Below are 15592 nucleotides of genomic sequence, written 5' to 3' on the forward strand. Positions count from 1 at the left end.
GGCGTTGTTTTGTGGTGCGGCGGCCGAAGGGGTCGTAGAGGTAGCGCCATACCGTGCCGTCGGGGGTGGTGACGGTGGTGAGGCGGTCTTCGGAGTCCCAGGTGTAGTGCCAGGTGTCGGGCTTCTTCGAGAGGCGGGTCTTCTGGCGGAGGGTGAGGCGGCCCCCGGCGTCGTGTTCGTAGCGCAGATTTCCGGCGCGGGTGATGCGGGTGCCGGTGTAGGTACGGGGGCCGGTGGCTTCCTGGGGTGCACCGTTGGTGGGCCACGCCGCTTGGGTTTGGTTGCCTGCTTCGTCGTAGGCGTACGTCTCGGTCCAGCCGGTGGCGCGGACCGTTGTCACGCGGCCTGCCGCGTCCAGGTCGAAGCTGCTCGGGCCGTTCAGACGGTCGTTGATTGCGGTGACATTGCCGTCTGCGCGGTAGGTGTAGGCGCGGTGCTGGATGAGGGACGCGTCGGATGCGCCCGTCAGGGATTGTTCGGTCAGGCGGCCCAGGGGGTCCCAGGTGTTGGTGACGGTGAGGGTGTCGCCGATGCGGCGAGTTGTCTCGCGGCCTGCCGCGTCGTGTTCGGAGGCCAATGTGTGGCCACCGGCGGTCAGGGCGGTGCGGTTGCCTGCCGCGTCGTAGGTGTATGTGGTGATCGCGCCGCTTGGGGTTACACGGCGAGTGCGCCGGCCCAGGGAGTCGTATGTGTGGGCCAGGACGCGGCCGTTCACCATCTCGGACTTGATCCGGCCCAGGCGATCGCGCTGATAGATCACCTCGGTGTCGGGACCGGTGGCTGCGGTTAGGCGGCCCGCTGGGTCGTAGGTGAGGGTCGTCGCTTGGTCGTCGGCGGTCTTGCGGGTGATCTGGCCGAGGGCGTCGTACTCATACGCAATGGTCTGGCCCAGGGGGTTGGTACGGCGGAGCAACTGGCCCGCCGCGTCGTGTTCGTACGTGACGGTGCGGTCGTCGAAGTCCGTCTCGGAGGTGAGGTGGCCTGCGGAGTTGTAGACGTAATCCCAGGTCAGGCCCTGCGGGTTAGTGACTTGAGTGAGGCGCAGGTCCGTGTCGTGCTCGAACTCGTAGCGGACGCCGTTCGGGTCGGTGCGGGCTGCGAGCAGGTCGAAGTGGGTGTATTCGAAGGTCGTGGTGGCGCCGATGGCGTCGGTGTGGGTGGTGCAGTTGCCTTCGCCGTCGTACGTCCAGGTTTCCGTGGAGCCATCGGGGTTGGTACGGCGGGTGAGTTTTCCTTCCACCGTCCAGCTGAGGTGGGTGGTGGCGCCGAGCGCGTCGGTGATTGTGATGGGGCGGCCGAAAGCGTCGCGTTCGTAGCGGGTCACCGCCCCCAGTGGGTCGGTGATCTCCACCGGCAGGCCCGCCTTGTCGCAGCGGACCTGGGTCGTTTCATCCAGCGCGTTGGTGACGGACGACAGGTGGCCGTACGAGTCGTAGGAGAAACGGGTCGTGTGGCCTGCCGGGTCGGTGGCCGACGTGGGGCGGCCCGCCTCGTCGTACGTCTGGGTCCAGGTGGCGCCGTCCGGGCCCGTGATGGACGTCGGCTGGCCGAGGTCGTTGTACGTCGCCGTGGACTCGCTGCCGTCGGGGGCGGTGATCCGGGTGAGGTGGCCCGCCTCGTCGTAGGCGAAAGCAGTGGTGCGGCCCAGCGCATCGGTGCGGGAGAGGACGCGGTCGTAGCGGTCGTACTCGGTGCGGGTGGTGTGGCCCAGGGGGTTGGTCTCGGCGACCGCCTGCGCCTTGTCATTGACGAGATACCGCGTGGTGTGACCCTCGGGCGTGGTGACGATCGTGACGCGGTGGCCGGTTGCCTGGTCGACCTCGTCGTACGAGAGGTGGATGGATACGTGGCCCGCCTCGCCACCCTCGGCGATGCAGCGGTCCCGGTGGTCGTAGACGTAGTCGTACCGGCGGTCGTTGGTATCGATCCAAGCGATGACGCGGCGCTCGTCGTCGTACTCGAACCGCAGGGGGAGGCCGGAGGAGCCCGTCACGCCGGTGAGGTTGCCGTCGGTGTACCCGTAGCGGACCAGCTCCCGGTCGTTGCCGCCCTCGGCCGCGCCCGCCAGGTGGAGGGCGGTGATCCGGCCCTCGGCGGTGCTGAGCTTCAGCTCGTATCCGGCGCTGTGCGCGATGGCGGTCGGGGCGCCCTCGGCGTCGTACTCGAAGGTGATCCAGTGGCCGGAGCGGTCGGATATCTGGTCCAGCGGGGCGATCCCGTCGCCGCCCGGGTCCACGCCCCGTGGACCGTTGAAGTGGCGGATGCAGCCGGTGTCGGGGTCGGTGAGCGTGTAGTCGCCATGAGGGTCCCGCTCCAGAGGCCAGCGTGGGCCTGCCTCCGGGAGGGTTGGGACATCGGGTGCGGGGTGCGGGTAGGACAGCAGCACCCCGTCCTCGCTGACGAAGATGACGCCTTCGGCGTCAATCTCCAGCCGTTGGTCAGCGGTACTCGACCAGGACGGGCCGAACCAGCGCCCCGCCGAATAGCCGGACTCAACCCGGCGCCTGAACACCAACGGCAACGCACCGGGCAGGGAGACATCGGTTTGCGGCAGGAACATCTTCCCCGTGGCGAGGTCGATCGGGTCCCAGCCGCAAGTCTTGTCGCCATCCCTGCGCCCGGCGCCGTGCGGCCCCTCGTTCTTCAGGGTCTTGCGCGCCTTGCCCAGGCGCGCCGCCTCCTTCAGGCGGCCTGCGCCCTTCGTGCCGAGCAGCTCGGGGAGGGCCCGGCCAAAACCTTCCGAAGGGTCCTTGGAGAACTCGTTGTACATGTTCTTGAGGGCCGCGCCCGGGTTGCTGGCCACCGTGTGGAGCTGGGCCGCCGTGCTGTTCAGACCCGTGAGGTACTCAGCCGGGTGGGTCAGGTTGTACGGGTCCATCGGATTCAGGCTGCGCGCGAACGAGTTCAGCCCCGCGACGCCCTTGATGACTCCGCCCGTCAAGTGCATCGCGTCCGCGCCCAGCCCATCCAGGCCGGCCCCGAACTGCTCGCCGTACGACGGCTTCGGCGGGGCCGCGTCCTTGGCCTGCTGGACCGCCTTGCGCGCCGCGATGACCGCCTCGTCCCGCTGGCGGCGCGCCTCGTCCAGCTTCTCCTGCGCCGCCTTCGCCTTGGCCGTGCCGGGGTCGTGGAACTCGCCCGGCTTGGTGGGCTTCTTGCCCGGGTCCTTGCCGTCGTCCACCTTCGCGTTGTACGCCTCGGCGGCGGTGTTGTACGCGTCCACCTTGGCGTTGTGCGCGGAACGGGCCTCCTCGGACGCGGTCTTGGCCGCCTTGTACGCGTCGATCGCGTCCTGCGCCTGGCCCTGCGCCCACTCCACGGTCCCGGCGAAGTCCTCCAGCGCCCCGGCGGCCTTCTTGCACGCGTCCGCGGCCTTGAACCACTCCTTCGGCTTGACCGACACCTCGTCCCGGAAGGCGTCGGCGGCCTCGCCCTTCCAGTGGGAGGAGTCCAGCGCCTTCAGGCCGTTGCCGACCTTCTCGAACGCCGACTGGAAGTCCTTCAGGTGCTTCGCCGTGGAGCGGATCCTGCTCACGCTGCCGTAGATCAGCTTCTTGGGGTCCTCGGTCTCCCCGAGCTGCATCTCGGCGACGTCCGCGCCCAGGTAGTTCGCGGTGGAGCGGGACTTGTCGCGGACGAAGTCCGCGCCGCTCTCCCAGCCGACCTTGTCCAGCCCGTCCGCGGTCTTGTTGCCGGCCCATTCGACGCCGTCGCCGATGAGCTCCCCGCCCTTCTCGACGGCGTCGTCGACGAAGTCGGGGGTCAGGTCCCAGCCCATCAGCGGTCGCCCCTCTTGGCGCTCTCCTCGGCAGCCTGGTCGACGAAGTGCTGAATGCCGGTCGATTTATACCGATGGCCCGCCTCCTCGCCGGCGGCGTCCCATGCCTTCTCAGAGTCGGCCGCGCTCTTCTCGAAGGACTCCTTGCTGTAGTCCGGCGTCCAGGTGTCGACCGAGATCAGCTCACCCATGTCCTTCTTCACGACCGTCTTTTCATCCAGGTGCGGATTGCCCAGCATCGAGTTCGCGGCCACCTTGAACGTCCCCTGGGCGTACTGCTCCTGCTCCCACTGCGAGCCGGCCGCCAGTCCCACCTTCTCCGCGAGCTTGCTGGCGTCCTCGATCAAGCCGCGCACACCCCAGTCCCACAGTTCGCAGAAGTCCTCGAAGTCCTTGGCCAGGCCGTTGTGTCCGGCCTCCATGGACGTCATGGACAGCTCTTCGAACCCCGCCCCCGTCTCGGCGTCCGACGCCGAGGCGATGTCCCTCAGCTCGCCGATCGCCGCCCGCAGGCCCTTCACTATCTCGGCCTGCGAATCCTTGTCGAAAGCCAGATCTATGTTGCCGCCCTTGGCGCCGCCGCCGCTCACCGCTCGCCCTCCCCGTTCGACACGGCCCCCATCCAACCAGCACCGTACGACACGTGGTCACCGCGAGCGACGGAGGGTGCGCGGCGTGTTCGAATTTCATGGCGAGGGTCTCAGTCCGCTACGAGGACCGCTTCCAGGGTGCGGGGGCCGTGGACGCCTTCCACGCGGTCCAACTCGATGTCGCTCGTCGCCGACGGGCCCGAGATCCAGGTCAACGGGCGGGCCGGGTCGAGGCGTTCGAGAGCCTGCGGGACCGAGTCCACCACCTGGGCCGGGACGCGGATCACACAGATGTGGTGGTCGGGGACGAGGGAGATGCGGCGGCGGCCCTGGTCGGTGTCGGCGTCCAGGACGATGGTGCCGGTCTCGGCGATGGCCAGCGCGCAGGCGGTAACCACGCTGGACACGTCGTCCAGATCGTGGGGCGTCTGGTCGGGGGAGTCCGTCAGCCGTACGACATCGGTCGCGGACAGCCACTCGGCGGGCAGGCCGGACGGAGCGACCACACTCGTCGCACCGCGCGCGGTGAGCAGGCTCGCGATCAGGGCGGGCAGGTCGGAGGCCGTAGTGCGGTGCACGATCGCGCGGTAGTCGGCCAGGTTCTCGGCAAGCAGGTCGACCGTCTCGGCGGTGGTGCGGTCGCCGTGGACGCGGTGGTACGTACGGTCGACCGCCACCTCGGACGGTGTCTCCGCGCGCGGCACATCGGCCAGGGCGCGGCGGATACGCGCCATCACCAGGGCTCGGGAACTCATGGGGTTTTCCTCGCGTCGTGGGCGTCAACGGTTCCGCCATCGCCCCGCGTCCGTTGCCACCAGTCGCGGAACGACTCCGCGGGCACCTTCGGCAGGTCCCGCGTGTCGCTCCACGCCCGCCCCGGCCCCGGCAGGCGGCGCGGGTGGAAGCGGCGGGTGCGGGCGGCCAGGCGCTGGCCGGTGCGCAGCACGCCGGGGTGGTCCAGGGCCCAGCTCGCCGCCCGCATGGCGGCCCGCTCCGCGGCGTGGCCCTTGGCGGGCTTGACCACCGCGCGGGTGCCGCGCACCGACGCCGGGCCGCCCTCGACCACCCGCTCGCGCAGGTGCACCAGGACCTCGGGAATGTCGATGGCCACCGGGCACACCTCGTAGCACGCACCGCACAGGGAGGACGCGTACGGCAGGGAGGCGTCCAACTCGCTCTGGGTGCCGCGCAGTTGCGGGGTGAGGATGGCGCCGATCGGGCCGGGGTACGCCGAGCCGTACGCATGGCCGCCGGCCCGCTCGTACACCGGGCACACGTTCAGACACGCCGAACAGCGGATGCAGCGCAGCGCCTGGCGGCCCACGGTGTCGGCGAGGGTGTCGGTGCGGCCGTTGTCCAGCAGGACGAGGTGGAAGGCGCGCGGGCCGTCGCCGTCCGTGGTGCCGGTCCAGGTGGAGGTGTACGGGTTCATCCGCTCCGCGGTCGAGGAGCGGGGGAGGAGCTGGAGGAACACCTCCAGGTCCTGGAAGGTGGGAACCACCTTCTCGATGCCGACGACGGAGATCAGCGTCTCGGGGAGGGTCAGACACATCCGGCCGTTGCCCTCGGACTCGACGACGACCAGGGTCCCGGTCTCCGCGATCATGAAGTTGGCGCCGGAGATCCCCACCTTGGCGTTCAGGAACTTCTCGCGGAGGTGGAGACGGGCGGCTTCCGCCAGATCGGCGGGGGCGTCGGTCAGGCCCTCCGGGGCCGGGCGGCCCCACCCGGCCATCCGCTCGGTGAAGATGTCGCGGATCTCGCCGCGGTTGCGATGGATGGCCGGGACCAGGATGTGGGACGGGAGGTCGTCACCGAGCTGCACGATCAGCTCGGCGAGATCGGTTTCGTACGCCGTGATCCCGGCGGAGGACAGGGCGCCGTTCAGCCCGATCTCCTGCGTCGCCATCGACTTGACCTTGACGACCTCGCGTTCGCCCGTGGCCCGCACCAGGTCGGTGACGATGCGGTTCGCCTCGTCGGCATCGCCCGCCCAGTGCACCTGGCCCCCGGCCGCCGTGACCGCGCTCTCCAGCTGCTCCAGGTAGTGGTCGAGATGGCGCAGCGTACGGTCCTTGATGGCCGCGCCCGCGGTGCGCAGCCGCTGCCAGTCGTCCAGCTCGGACACGGCCGTGGCGCGCTTCGCGCGGATGGTGTGCGTGGCGTGGCGCAGGTTGGCTCGCAGCTGGGTGTTGCGGGTGGAGGCGTCGGCCGCCGCCGGGAAGGCGGGCATCCCCAGATAGGTGGCTTGGTGGGTTCCGCTCACCAGACGTCTCCTTCCGTGCTGGCCAGGATCTCGGCGATGTGCACCGGGCGGACCGCCGAACCCTGGCGGGCGAGGGTGCCGCCGATGTGCATCTGGCAGGAATTGTCGACCGTACAGACCGACTCGGCGCCGGTCGCCGTGATGTTGCGCGCCTTGTCCGCGCCCATCGCCGCCGACACGGCCGCGTTCTTGACCGCGAACGTGCCACCGAAACCGCAGCACTCCTCCGCGCCCGGCAACTCCACCAGGTCCAGCCCCTTGACGGCGGAGAGGAGTGTGCGCGGGCGGTCGCCCAGGTGGAGCATGCGCAGACCGTGGCAGGTGGGGTGGTACGTGACGGTGTGCGGGTAGTAGGCGCCGACGTCCGTCACCTCGAGCACCTCGGTGAGGAACTCCGTCAGCTCGTACGTCTTCGGGACGACGGTGGCCGCCAGGTCCGCCAGCTCCTGGCCACGGCCCTCGGCGGCGGCCTTCGCGCCCATCCTCGGATAGTTGTCGCGCACCATCGCGGCGCACGACCCGGAGGGCGTGACGACGTAGTCGTAGCCGCGGAACGCGGTGGCATAGCGGCGCAGGAGGGGCTCGGTGTCGTGGCGGTAGCCCGTGTTGAACTGCGGCTGGCCGCAGCAGCTCTGCTCGGGCGGGAAGCCCACCTCCACGCCCAGCCGCTCCAGCAGGGTGACCACGGCCTGGCCGGTACGCGGATACAGCGTGTCGTTGACGCAGGTGATGAAGAGCGCTACCCGCACGGTTCCTCCTCGGCCGCCTCGGCCTCCTCGGTCGCGGTGACCTGTGCGCCTTCCAGGCGGGAAGCTGCCCTGTCCCACGCCGAGTGATCACCCGTGGGCTCATACTGCCTCAGCGGCTGGGTGCTGTGAAGCAGCGCGCGGAGTTCCGGCAGCCCGCCGCTGATCGTTCCGGCCGTGCGCGCCTGGATCAGGACGTTTCCGAGCGCCGCCGCCTCGGCCGGGCCCGCGACCACCGGGAGGCCGCAGGCGTCGGCCGTGAGCTGGCACAGCAGGGTGTTGTGCGCGCCACCGCCGACGATGTGCACGGTGTCGACCGTACGGCCCGACAGGCGGACGGCGTCCCGGAGCGCGCGGCGGTGCGCCAGGGCGAGGGAGTCCAGGACGCAGCGGGTCGTCTCGACGGGCGTACGGGGAGCGGGCTGGCCGGTGCGGTGGCAGGCGGCGGCGATGCGGTCGGGCATGTTGCCGGGGGCGATGAACGCCGGGTCGCCCGCGTCCACGACGGAGCGCAGGGGGGTGGCGTGGCTTGCTGCTTCGAGGAGGGTGGGGAGGTGGTGTTGGTCTCCGGCGTTCTCCCAGGTGCGCAGGCACTCCTGGAGCAGCCACAGGCCCATGATGTTGCGCAGGTAGCGCACCGTGCCGTCCACGCCCAGCTCATTGGTGAAGTTCGCCAGCCGGCTCGCCTCGGTGAGGACCGGCGCGTCCAGCTCCAGCCCGGCCAGCGACCAGGTGCCCGTGGCGATGTACGCGAAGCGGGGGCTCGTGGCGGGGACGCCGACGACGGCGGAGGCGGTGTCGTGCGAGCCGACCGCCGTCACGGGGGTGTGGTGGGCGAGGCCGGTTGCGGCGAGGACGTCCGGGAGGAGGGTTCCGGCGGGGGTGCCGGGGTCCCGGAGGGGCGGGAAGAGGGCGAGGTCGATGCCGAGGGTGTCCGCGATGTGGGGGGACCAGGCGCGCGTGCGGGGGTCGATGAGCTGGGTGGTTGACGCGTTCGTCAGCTCCGTGCCCGCCTCGCCCGTCAGCCAGTACGCGATGAGATCGGGGATGAGGAGCAGGCGGTGGGCGGCGGCCAGGGCGGGGGTGCCGCGGGCGGCGACGAGCTGGTAGATCGTGTTGAAGGGGAGGTGCTGGAGGCCCGTCGCCGCGTAGAGGGCCGCGGGTGGGATGGCCGCCGAGACGGTGTCCGCCGCGTCGGCGGTGCGGGTGTCGCGGTAGTGGACGGGGTTGCCGAGGAGCGAGCCGGTGGTGTCGAGCAGGCCGTAGTCGACGGCCCAGCTGTCGATGCCGATGCTGGTCAGGGGGGTGTCGGTGCCGTGCGCCGCTGCTTTGAGGCCGGTCAGGACGCCCTGGTGGAGGGACAGGATGTTCCAGTGCAGGGTGCCGTTGAGGCGCACCGGTTCATTGGGGAAGCGGTGCACCTCGTGGAGCGTCAGCGTGTCCGGGGTGACCCGGCCGACCATGACGCGGCCGCTGGACGCACCGAGGTCCACGGCGGCGAAGCGGTGTTCTCTGGACACGTTGACCTCGTGGTGGGGGTGGGTGTGCGGAAGGGGTGCGGTGGGTTTCGTACGGGCGGGGGCCGGGGCCTTCCGGGGCCCCGTCCCCCTCACGCGCGCGTCAGCGCAGGAACGCCGCCGCGACCCCCGCGTCGACCGGGATGTGCAGGCCCGTGGTGTGGGACAGATCGCCGCCGGTGAGCGCGAAGACCGCGTTCGCCACGTGGGACGGGAGCACCTCGCGCTTGAGCAGGGTGCGCTGGGCGTAGAACTCGCCCAGCTTCTCCTCGGGCACCCCGTACACCGCGGCGCGCTGCGCGCCCCAGCCGCCCGCGAAGATGCCGCTGCCCTGGACGACGCCATCGGGGTTGACCCCGTTGACGCGGATGCCGTGACCGCCCAACTCGGCGGCTAGAAGGCGTACTTGGTGTGCCTGGTCGGCCTTGGTGGCGGAGTACGCGATGTTGTTGGGGCCCGCGAAGACCGCGTTCTTGGAGGCGATGTAGACGATGTCGCCGCCCATGTTCTGGGCGATGAACACGCGGGCCGCCTCGCGCGAGGCGAGGAAGGAACCGCGCGCCATGATGTCGTGCTGGAGGTCCCAGTCCTTGGCGGTGGTGTCGAGGAGCGGTTTGGAGATGCTGATCCCGGCGTTGTTGACCAGGAGATCCACGCCGCCGAAGGCCAGGGCTGCGGTGGTGAAGGCTTCCTTGATGTCGTCTTCTTTGGTGACGTCTGCTGTTACGGGGATTGCCTTGTCCGGGCCGCCCAGCTCTTGGGCCACGGCTGCCGCTGAGTCCGCGTTCAGGTCTGCCACGACGACGCAGGCGCCCTCTGCCACCAGGCGGTGGGCGATCGCCTTGCCGATGCCCGAGCCCGCGCCGGTCACCAGGGCGACCCGGGTGGCGAGGGGCTTGGGCTTCGGCATGCGCTGGAGCTTGGCCTCTTCCAGCGCCCAGTACTCGATGCGGAACTTCTCCGACTCCTCGATGGGCGCGTAGGACGACACCGCCTCGGCGCCCCGCATCACGTTGATCGCGTTGACGTAGAACTCGCCCGCGACCCGGGCCGTCTGCTTGTCCTTGCCGTAGCTGAACATCCCCACGCCCGGGATCAGCACGATCGCCGGGTCCGCGCCGCGCATCGCGGGGGAGTCGGGGGTGGCGTGGCGGTCGTAGTAGGCCGCGTAGTCGGTGCGGTAGGTGGCGTGGAGTTCCTTGAGGCGGTCGATCGCCTCGTCCAGGGGCGCGTCCGGCGGGAGGTCCAGCACGAGGGGGCGGACCTTCGTACGGAGGAAGTGGTCCGGGCACGAGGTGCCCAGCGCCGCCAGGCGGGGGTGTTCGGCGCGGGAGATGAAGTCCAGCACGGTGTCGCTGTCCGTGAAGTGGCCCACCTGCGGACGGTCGGTGGAGGCCAGGCCGCGGATGACCGGGGCGAGGGCGGCGGCGCGGGCGCGGCGTTCGGCCTGGGGGAGGGTGGTGTGGACTACGGGGCCGAAGGGGTCCGTCTTGCCGCGTTCGGCGAGGAACTTCTCGGCGGTGCGGATGATGCGTAGGGAGTTGGCCTCGCATTCGGTGGAGGTGTCGCCCCAGGCGGTGATGCCGTGGCCGCCGAGGATGCAGCCGATGGCCTGGGGGTTGGCCTTCTTGATGGCGGCGATGTCCAGGCCCAGCTGGAAGCCGGGGCGGCGCCAGGGCACCCAGACCACCTGGTTGCCGAAGCACTCCTTGGTGAGCGCCTCGCCGTCGGCTGCGCAGGCGAGGGCGATGCCGGAGTCGGGGTGGAGGTGGTCCACATGGGCGGCGTCGACCAGGCCGTGCATGGCGGTGTCGATGGACGGCGCCGCGCCGCCCTTGCCGTGGAGGCAGTAGTCGAACGCGGCGACCATCTCGTCCTCGCGCTCCACCCCCGGGTAGACGCCGGTGAGCGCGCGGAGGCGGTCCAGGCGGAGCGCGGCGAGCCCGGCGGGGGCGAGGGTGCCCAGGTCGCCGCCCGAGCCCTTGACCCACATCAGCTCGACGTCCTGGCCGGTGACGGGGTCGGTGTCGGTGCCCTTGGCGGAGGTGTTGCCGCCCGCGTAGTTGGTGTTGCGCGGATCGGCGCCGAGGCGGTGGCTCCGCTCCAGCAGCGTGGCCGCCTCGGGGTGGAGTTCTGCGGTCATGTCGTCCTCTGTGTGGGGTGCGGACCTGTCTGGGGAGGAAGGGACGGGGGTACGCAGGGGCTACGCGCCCCAGCCCGCCTGTTCGCCGCCCACGCGCTCCGCGACGATCCGGTCCGCCCAGCCGGACGCCCGGTACGCGGCCATCGGGTCGGGGTCGATGCCCAGTTCCTCGCGCACCTCGGCGAGGAGGGGGCGTACGTCGGTGTTGTACGCGTCCATCAAGGCCGCGTTGGCGCCGAGGACGTCGCCCGACCGCTGGGCGGTGGCGAGGGCGTCGCGGTCGACGAGGAGGGCCTTGGCGGTGGCCTCCTGGACGTTCATCACCGAGCGGATGATCGCCGGGATCTTGGGCTCGATGTTGTGGCACTGGTCGAGCATGAACGCGATGTCCGGGGTGAGGCCGCCGCCGCGGATGACCTCGTACATGATGCGGAAGAGCTGGAAGGGGTCGGCGGCGCCGACCATGAGGTCGTCGTCGGCGTAGAAGCGGGAGTTGAAGTCGAAGGCGCCGAGCTTCTTCTCGCGGAGGAGCAGCGCGACGATGAACTCGATGTTGGTGCCCGGGGCGTGGTGGCCGGTGTCGACGCAGACCTGGGCCTTGGGGCCGAGCTTCAGGCAGTGGGCGTAGGCGGTGCCCCAGTCCGGGACGTCGGTGGTGTAGAAGGCGGGCTCGAAGAACTTGTACTCCAGCAGCATGCGCTGGTCGTCCCCGAGCCGGTCGTAGACGGTGCTCAGGGCCTCGGCGAGGCGGTCCTGGCGGGCGGCGATGTCGTCCTGGCCGGGGTAGTTGGTGCCGTCGGAGAACCAGAGCTTGAGGTCGCGGGAGCCGGTGGCGTCCATGATGTCGACGCACTCCAGGAGGTGGTCCACGGCCTTGCGGCGGACCGCCGGGTCGGGGTGGGTGACCGAGCCCAGCTTGTAGTCGTCGTCCTGGAAGACGTTGGAGTTGATCGCTCCCAGCTTCAGCCCGCGCTCCTGGGCGTACTTGGCGAGCGCCGCGTAGTCGTCCACCTTGTCCCAGGGGATGTGCAGGGCGACAGTGGGGGCGACGCCGGTGAAGGCGTGCACCTGGGCGGCGTCGTCCAGCTTCTCCTGGGGGGTGCGGGGGACACCGGGCTGGGCGAAGACCTTGAAACGGGTTCCGGAGTTGCCGTACGCCCATGACGGCGTCTCGATCGCCTGGCTCTTGAGGGCTGCCTTCACGGCCGGAACGTCAGACATGGGTCTCCTTGGGAGTGAAACGATTCAAGAAAGCTAAGCGCGCACGTCGGTGCGCGTCAAGAAGCGGTACGAACCCGAGCCCGCGGCGTACACCGCGCAGCCGTCGGCCAGCCGCAGGAACCGGGCGCCCCGCTGGGTCACGTCGGCTTCGCGGCGCGCGGGCACCCAGATCTCGGCGGTGGTGTTGACCGGTACCGAGACCGTGAGCGTGAACGCCCCGTCCCGCTGTGACCAGCGGGTGGTAATCGGCCCGTAGAGGGAGTCGTAGCGGCCTTCGGCCGAGCGGACGTCGCCGCCGGGGCGGGGCCGGACGAGGATCCGGCGGAAGCCGGGGGCGGCGGGGGCGATGCCGGTGATGTTCTGGTACATCCACTCGCCGACCGAGCCGTAGGCGTAGTGGTTGAAGGAGTTCATCCCGACGTCCTGGAAGCCGCCGTCCGGCTTGATGGAGTCCCAGCGCTCCCACATCGTGGTCGCGCCCCGGTCGATCTGGTAGCCCCAGGAGGGGAAGGTGCGCTGCCGGAGCAGGCGGTGGGCCAGGTCGGTGTGGCCGGTCGCGGTGAGCGTCGGGAGCAGCCGCGGGGTGCCGAGGAAGCCGGTGGACAGGTGCCCGTCGCGGGCCTCGATCAGGGCGACGAGGCGGTCGGCCGCCGGGCGGCGAAGGGCGGCGGGCAGCAGGTCCATGGAGAGCGCCAGGACGTAACCCGTCTGGGTGTCGCCCTTGACCTTGCCGTCGTCGGAGACGTACGCGGCGGTGAACGCGCTCTTGATGCGGGCCAGCAGGTCCTCGTAGGGGGCGGGGTCCTCGCGGAGGACGTGTGCCGTGCGGGCGACGAGGTCGGTGGCGTGGGCGAAGTAGGCGGTGCCGATGACGTCCTTGGGGGTCTCGGCGTCCACGTTGAGCCAGTCGCCGTAGCCCTCGGCGGGGCGCAGCAGGTCCGAGCTGTGCTTCTCCAGGTACGCGATCCAGCGGCGCATGGCGGGCCAGTTCTCGCGCAGGACCCGGGTGTCGCCGTACGCCTGGTACAGGTTCCAGGGGACGGTCACCCCGGCGTCGCCCCAGCCCGCGGTGCCGCTGCCGAGGCCGCTGACGACCGGGGCCACATCGGGGAAGGCGCCGTCCGAGCCCTGTCCGTCGCGCAGGTCCTGGAGCCACTTGGTGAGGAAGCGGGCCGACTCCATGGTGTACGCGGCCGTGCCGGAGAAGACGTTGATGTCCCCGGTCCAGCCGAGCCGTTCGTCGCGGGCCGGGGTGTCGGTGGGGACGGAGAGGAAGTTGCCGCGCTGGCCCCAGGTGATGTTGGAGTGCAGTTGGTTCAGCATCGGCACGTCGGTGCGGAAGGACATGGTGAACGGGGCGGCGGTGTGCATGACCCGGCCGGTCACCGCGTCCAGGGGCGGTGTGCCGGGGTAGCCGGTGACCTCGACGTAGCGGAAGCCGTGGAAGGTGAAGCGCGGTGTGTAGGTCTCGGTGCCACCGCCCTTCAGGGTGTACGTGTCGGTGGGGTGGGCGGTGCGCAGATTGGCGGTGTACGCGGTGCCGTCGGGGTTCAGCACTTCGGCGTGGCGGATCCGGACCGTGTGGCCGGCCGGTCCCGAGACGGTGAGGCGGACGCTGCCGACCATGTTCTGGCCCAGGTCGAAGAGGTGGACGCCCGGGGTGGGTTCGGTGCGTTTGACGGGTGTCAGCTCGCGTTCCACCCGGGTCGGCGCGTCGACCTGGGCCACCACCTCGGTGGCGATGTCCGCGGCGGTGGTGGCGGGTTGCCACCCGGTGTCGTCGAAGCCCGGTGACGTCCAGCCCGGGGTCTCCTTGCGGGCGTCGTACGCCTCGCCCATCAGCAGGTCGGCGGTCAGCAGCGGGCCGGTGGCGGCGCGCCACTCGGGGTCGGTGGTGACGCGCTCGGTGCTGCCGTCGGTGTACGTGACCTCCAGCTGGGCGAGCAGCGCGGGGCGGGTGCCGTACTGGTGCTGGCCGAGCCAGGCGACGTTTCCGGCGTACCAGCCGGGGGCGAGGGTCACGCCGATGGCGTTGGTGCCGCGCCGCAGGGCGTCGGTGACGTCGTACGTCTGGTACTGCACGCGCTTGCGGTAGTCGGTCCAGCCGGGGGTCAGTTGGTCGTGGCCGACGCGGACGCCGTTGAGGTGGGCCTCGTAGAGGCCGAGCGCGGTGGCGTACAGCCGGGCGCGGGCGACGGGCTTCCGGCCGAGCCGGAAGGTGCGGCGCAGCTGGGCGGGCGACTGTTGCGGCAGCACCCTGCCCCACGGCCCGCCGCCCCAGGGGGCGAGCTCCTTGGCGGTGGTCCAGTCGCTGTCGTCGTGGCCGGGGGAGGTCCAGGTGGCGGGTGGCCGGCGGTCGGTGGTGCGCCAGGTCCGGTCCGTGTGGTGGTGGGTGGTGCCGTCCTCGGGGGTGCCATCCTCGTAAGTGAGCGCCAGGGTGGCCAGCAGACCCGCCGGACCCTGCTCGGCGTTGGTGGCCGCGATCGCGAGGGTGGCCGCTCCCCGGCGCAGGTGTTCGGTGACGTCGACGGTGACCGGGTGCGCCCATGCCTTGGCCACGCCCAGCGCCTCGCGGGCGGCGACCTCGGTGCCGTCCACGTGGGCGGTGAAGCCGTCGTCGGCCGCCACGACCAGGCGGGCGCGCCGGACGGTGCCGGTAGTCCGGACCGTGGTGCGGAACCAGCGGGTGGCCGCCGGGGCGTCGGCGGACGGGTCGCCTTCGGGGAACCAGATCCAGGTGGCGCCGTCCAGGTGCGGGGGCGCGGTCACTTCGGCGGGCGCGGTGATCCAGCGCGCCTGCCACTGCCCGGCGCCGAGCAGCCCGGTCTCCCACCAGTCGGGGGCCGACCACGGGGAGGGGCGGCCGCGGTCGTCCCAGACGCGTACGGACCAGTGGTAGCGGGTGCGCGGGCGCAGGGCCGGGCCGTCGTAGCGGACCAGGGCCGACTGGCCCGATGTGCGCTTGCCGCTGTCCCAGACGTCCGGGTCGTCGAGCCGGTCCGGGGAGGTGGCGATCCGGATGCGGTAGGCGCTCTGCGACTGGTCGCGGGCGTCGGATTCGAGGATCCAGGTCAGCCGGGGGTGGGGGGTGTCCAGGCCGAGCGGGCGGGTGGCGTACTCGACCGTGGTGCTCCGGATCCGCAGTCCCGCGGTGGGGCGGTTCTCCGCGGCGGCGGACGGGGCGAGTGCGGGCAGACCCGTGAGGGCCGTACCGGTGGCAGCGGTGGTGGCGAGCAGGTGGCGTCTGCTGATCACGAGCTTCCTCCAGGGACGGCTGGATGAAAACGATTCAATCGACAGGCGCCTGGACCGTAGGGCCGGTCGCCGGGGT

Annotated in this window: 9 protein-coding genes; all 9 read right to left on the reverse strand. The window is 71.0% G+C overall.

Features of this window, described 5'->3' with window-relative positions; genetic code table 11:
- Positions 1–3778: putative T7SS-secreted protein (locus EEJ42_RS09715; RefSeq protein ID WP_123099563.1), on the reverse strand; the 3778-nt coding region annotated here is incomplete at its 3' end.
- Positions 3778–4368 (reverse strand): hypothetical protein, encoded by a 591-nt coding sequence (locus tag EEJ42_RS09720; protein WP_123099564.1) that lies wholly within the window; start codon positions 4366–4368, stop codon positions 3778–3780. The genes EEJ42_RS09715 and EEJ42_RS09720, both read right to left, overlap by 1 nt.
- A gap of 110 nt (positions 4369–4478) precedes the next feature.
- Positions 4479–5123 (reverse strand): LutC/YkgG family protein, encoded by a 645-nt coding sequence (locus tag EEJ42_RS09725; protein WP_123099565.1) that lies wholly within the window; start codon positions 5121–5123, stop codon positions 4479–4481.
- A complete protein-coding gene (locus tag EEJ42_RS09730) occupies positions 5120–6601 on the reverse strand; it encodes a lactate utilization protein B (protein WP_123099607.1) in 1482 nt (493 codons plus the stop codon). Before EEJ42_RS09730 ends, EEJ42_RS09725 begins: the two co-directional genes overlap by 4 nt.
- A 29-nt stretch (positions 6602–6630) precedes the next feature.
- The gene (locus EEJ42_RS09735) at positions 6631–7383 is read right to left on the reverse strand and encodes a (Fe-S)-binding protein (protein ID WP_123099566.1); all 753 of its coding nucleotides are present in this window, start codon (positions 7381–7383) and stop codon (positions 6631–6633) included.
- The gene (locus EEJ42_RS09740) at positions 7374–8843 is read right to left on the reverse strand and encodes a rhamnulokinase (protein ID WP_123099608.1); all 1470 of its coding nucleotides are present in this window, start codon (positions 8841–8843) and stop codon (positions 7374–7376) included. Before EEJ42_RS09740 ends, EEJ42_RS09735 begins: the two co-directional genes overlap by 10 nt.
- Before the next feature lie 157 nt (positions 8844–9000).
- A complete protein-coding gene (locus EEJ42_RS09745; protein ID WP_123099567.1) occupies positions 9001–11040 on the reverse strand; it encodes a bifunctional aldolase/short-chain dehydrogenase in 2040 nt (679 codons plus the stop codon).
- Between the two features lie 60 nt (positions 11041–11100).
- Positions 11101–12261 carry an L-rhamnose isomerase gene (gene rhaI / locus EEJ42_RS09750; protein ID WP_123099568.1) on the reverse strand — a complete coding sequence of 387 codons (1161 nt, stop codon included), beginning with the start codon at positions 12259–12261 and terminating at the stop codon, positions 11101–11103.
- A 33-nt stretch (positions 12262–12294) separates the two neighbouring features.
- Positions 12295–15516 (reverse strand): alpha-L-rhamnosidase, encoded by a 3222-nt coding sequence (locus EEJ42_RS09755; RefSeq protein WP_123099569.1) that lies wholly within the window; start codon positions 15514–15516, stop codon positions 12295–12297.
- Between the last annotated feature and the right edge of the window lie 76 nt (positions 15517–15592).

Origin of the sequence: Streptomyces botrytidirepellens, assembly GCF_003721215.1 — a bacterium.
In the GTDB taxonomy this organism is placed as follows: Bacteria; Actinomycetota; Actinomycetes; order Streptomycetales; family Streptomycetaceae; genus Streptomyces; species Streptomyces himastatinicus.

Bases quoted from the DNA above. Each gene is read 5' to 3' on its own strand.
- EEJ42_RS09725 (WP_123099565.1), bottom strand. From the start codon at position 5,123: ATGAGTTCCCGAGCCCTGGTGATGGCGCGTATCCGCCGCGCCCTGGCC.
- EEJ42_RS09730 (WP_123099607.1), bottom strand. From the start codon at position 6,601: ATGCCCGCCTTCCCGGCGGCGGCCGACGCCTCCACCCGCAACACCCAG.
- EEJ42_RS09740 (WP_123099608.1), bottom strand. From the start codon at position 8,843: ATGGTCGGCCGGGTCACCCCGGACACGCTGACGCTCCACGAGGTGCAC.
- EEJ42_RS09745 (WP_123099567.1), bottom strand. From the start codon at position 11,040: ATGACCGCAGAACTCCACCCCGAGGCGGCCACGCTGCTGGAGCGGAGC.
- rhaI (WP_123099568.1), bottom strand. From the start codon at position 12,261: ATGTCTGACGTTCCGGCCGTGAAGGCAGCCCTCAAGAGCCAGGCGATC.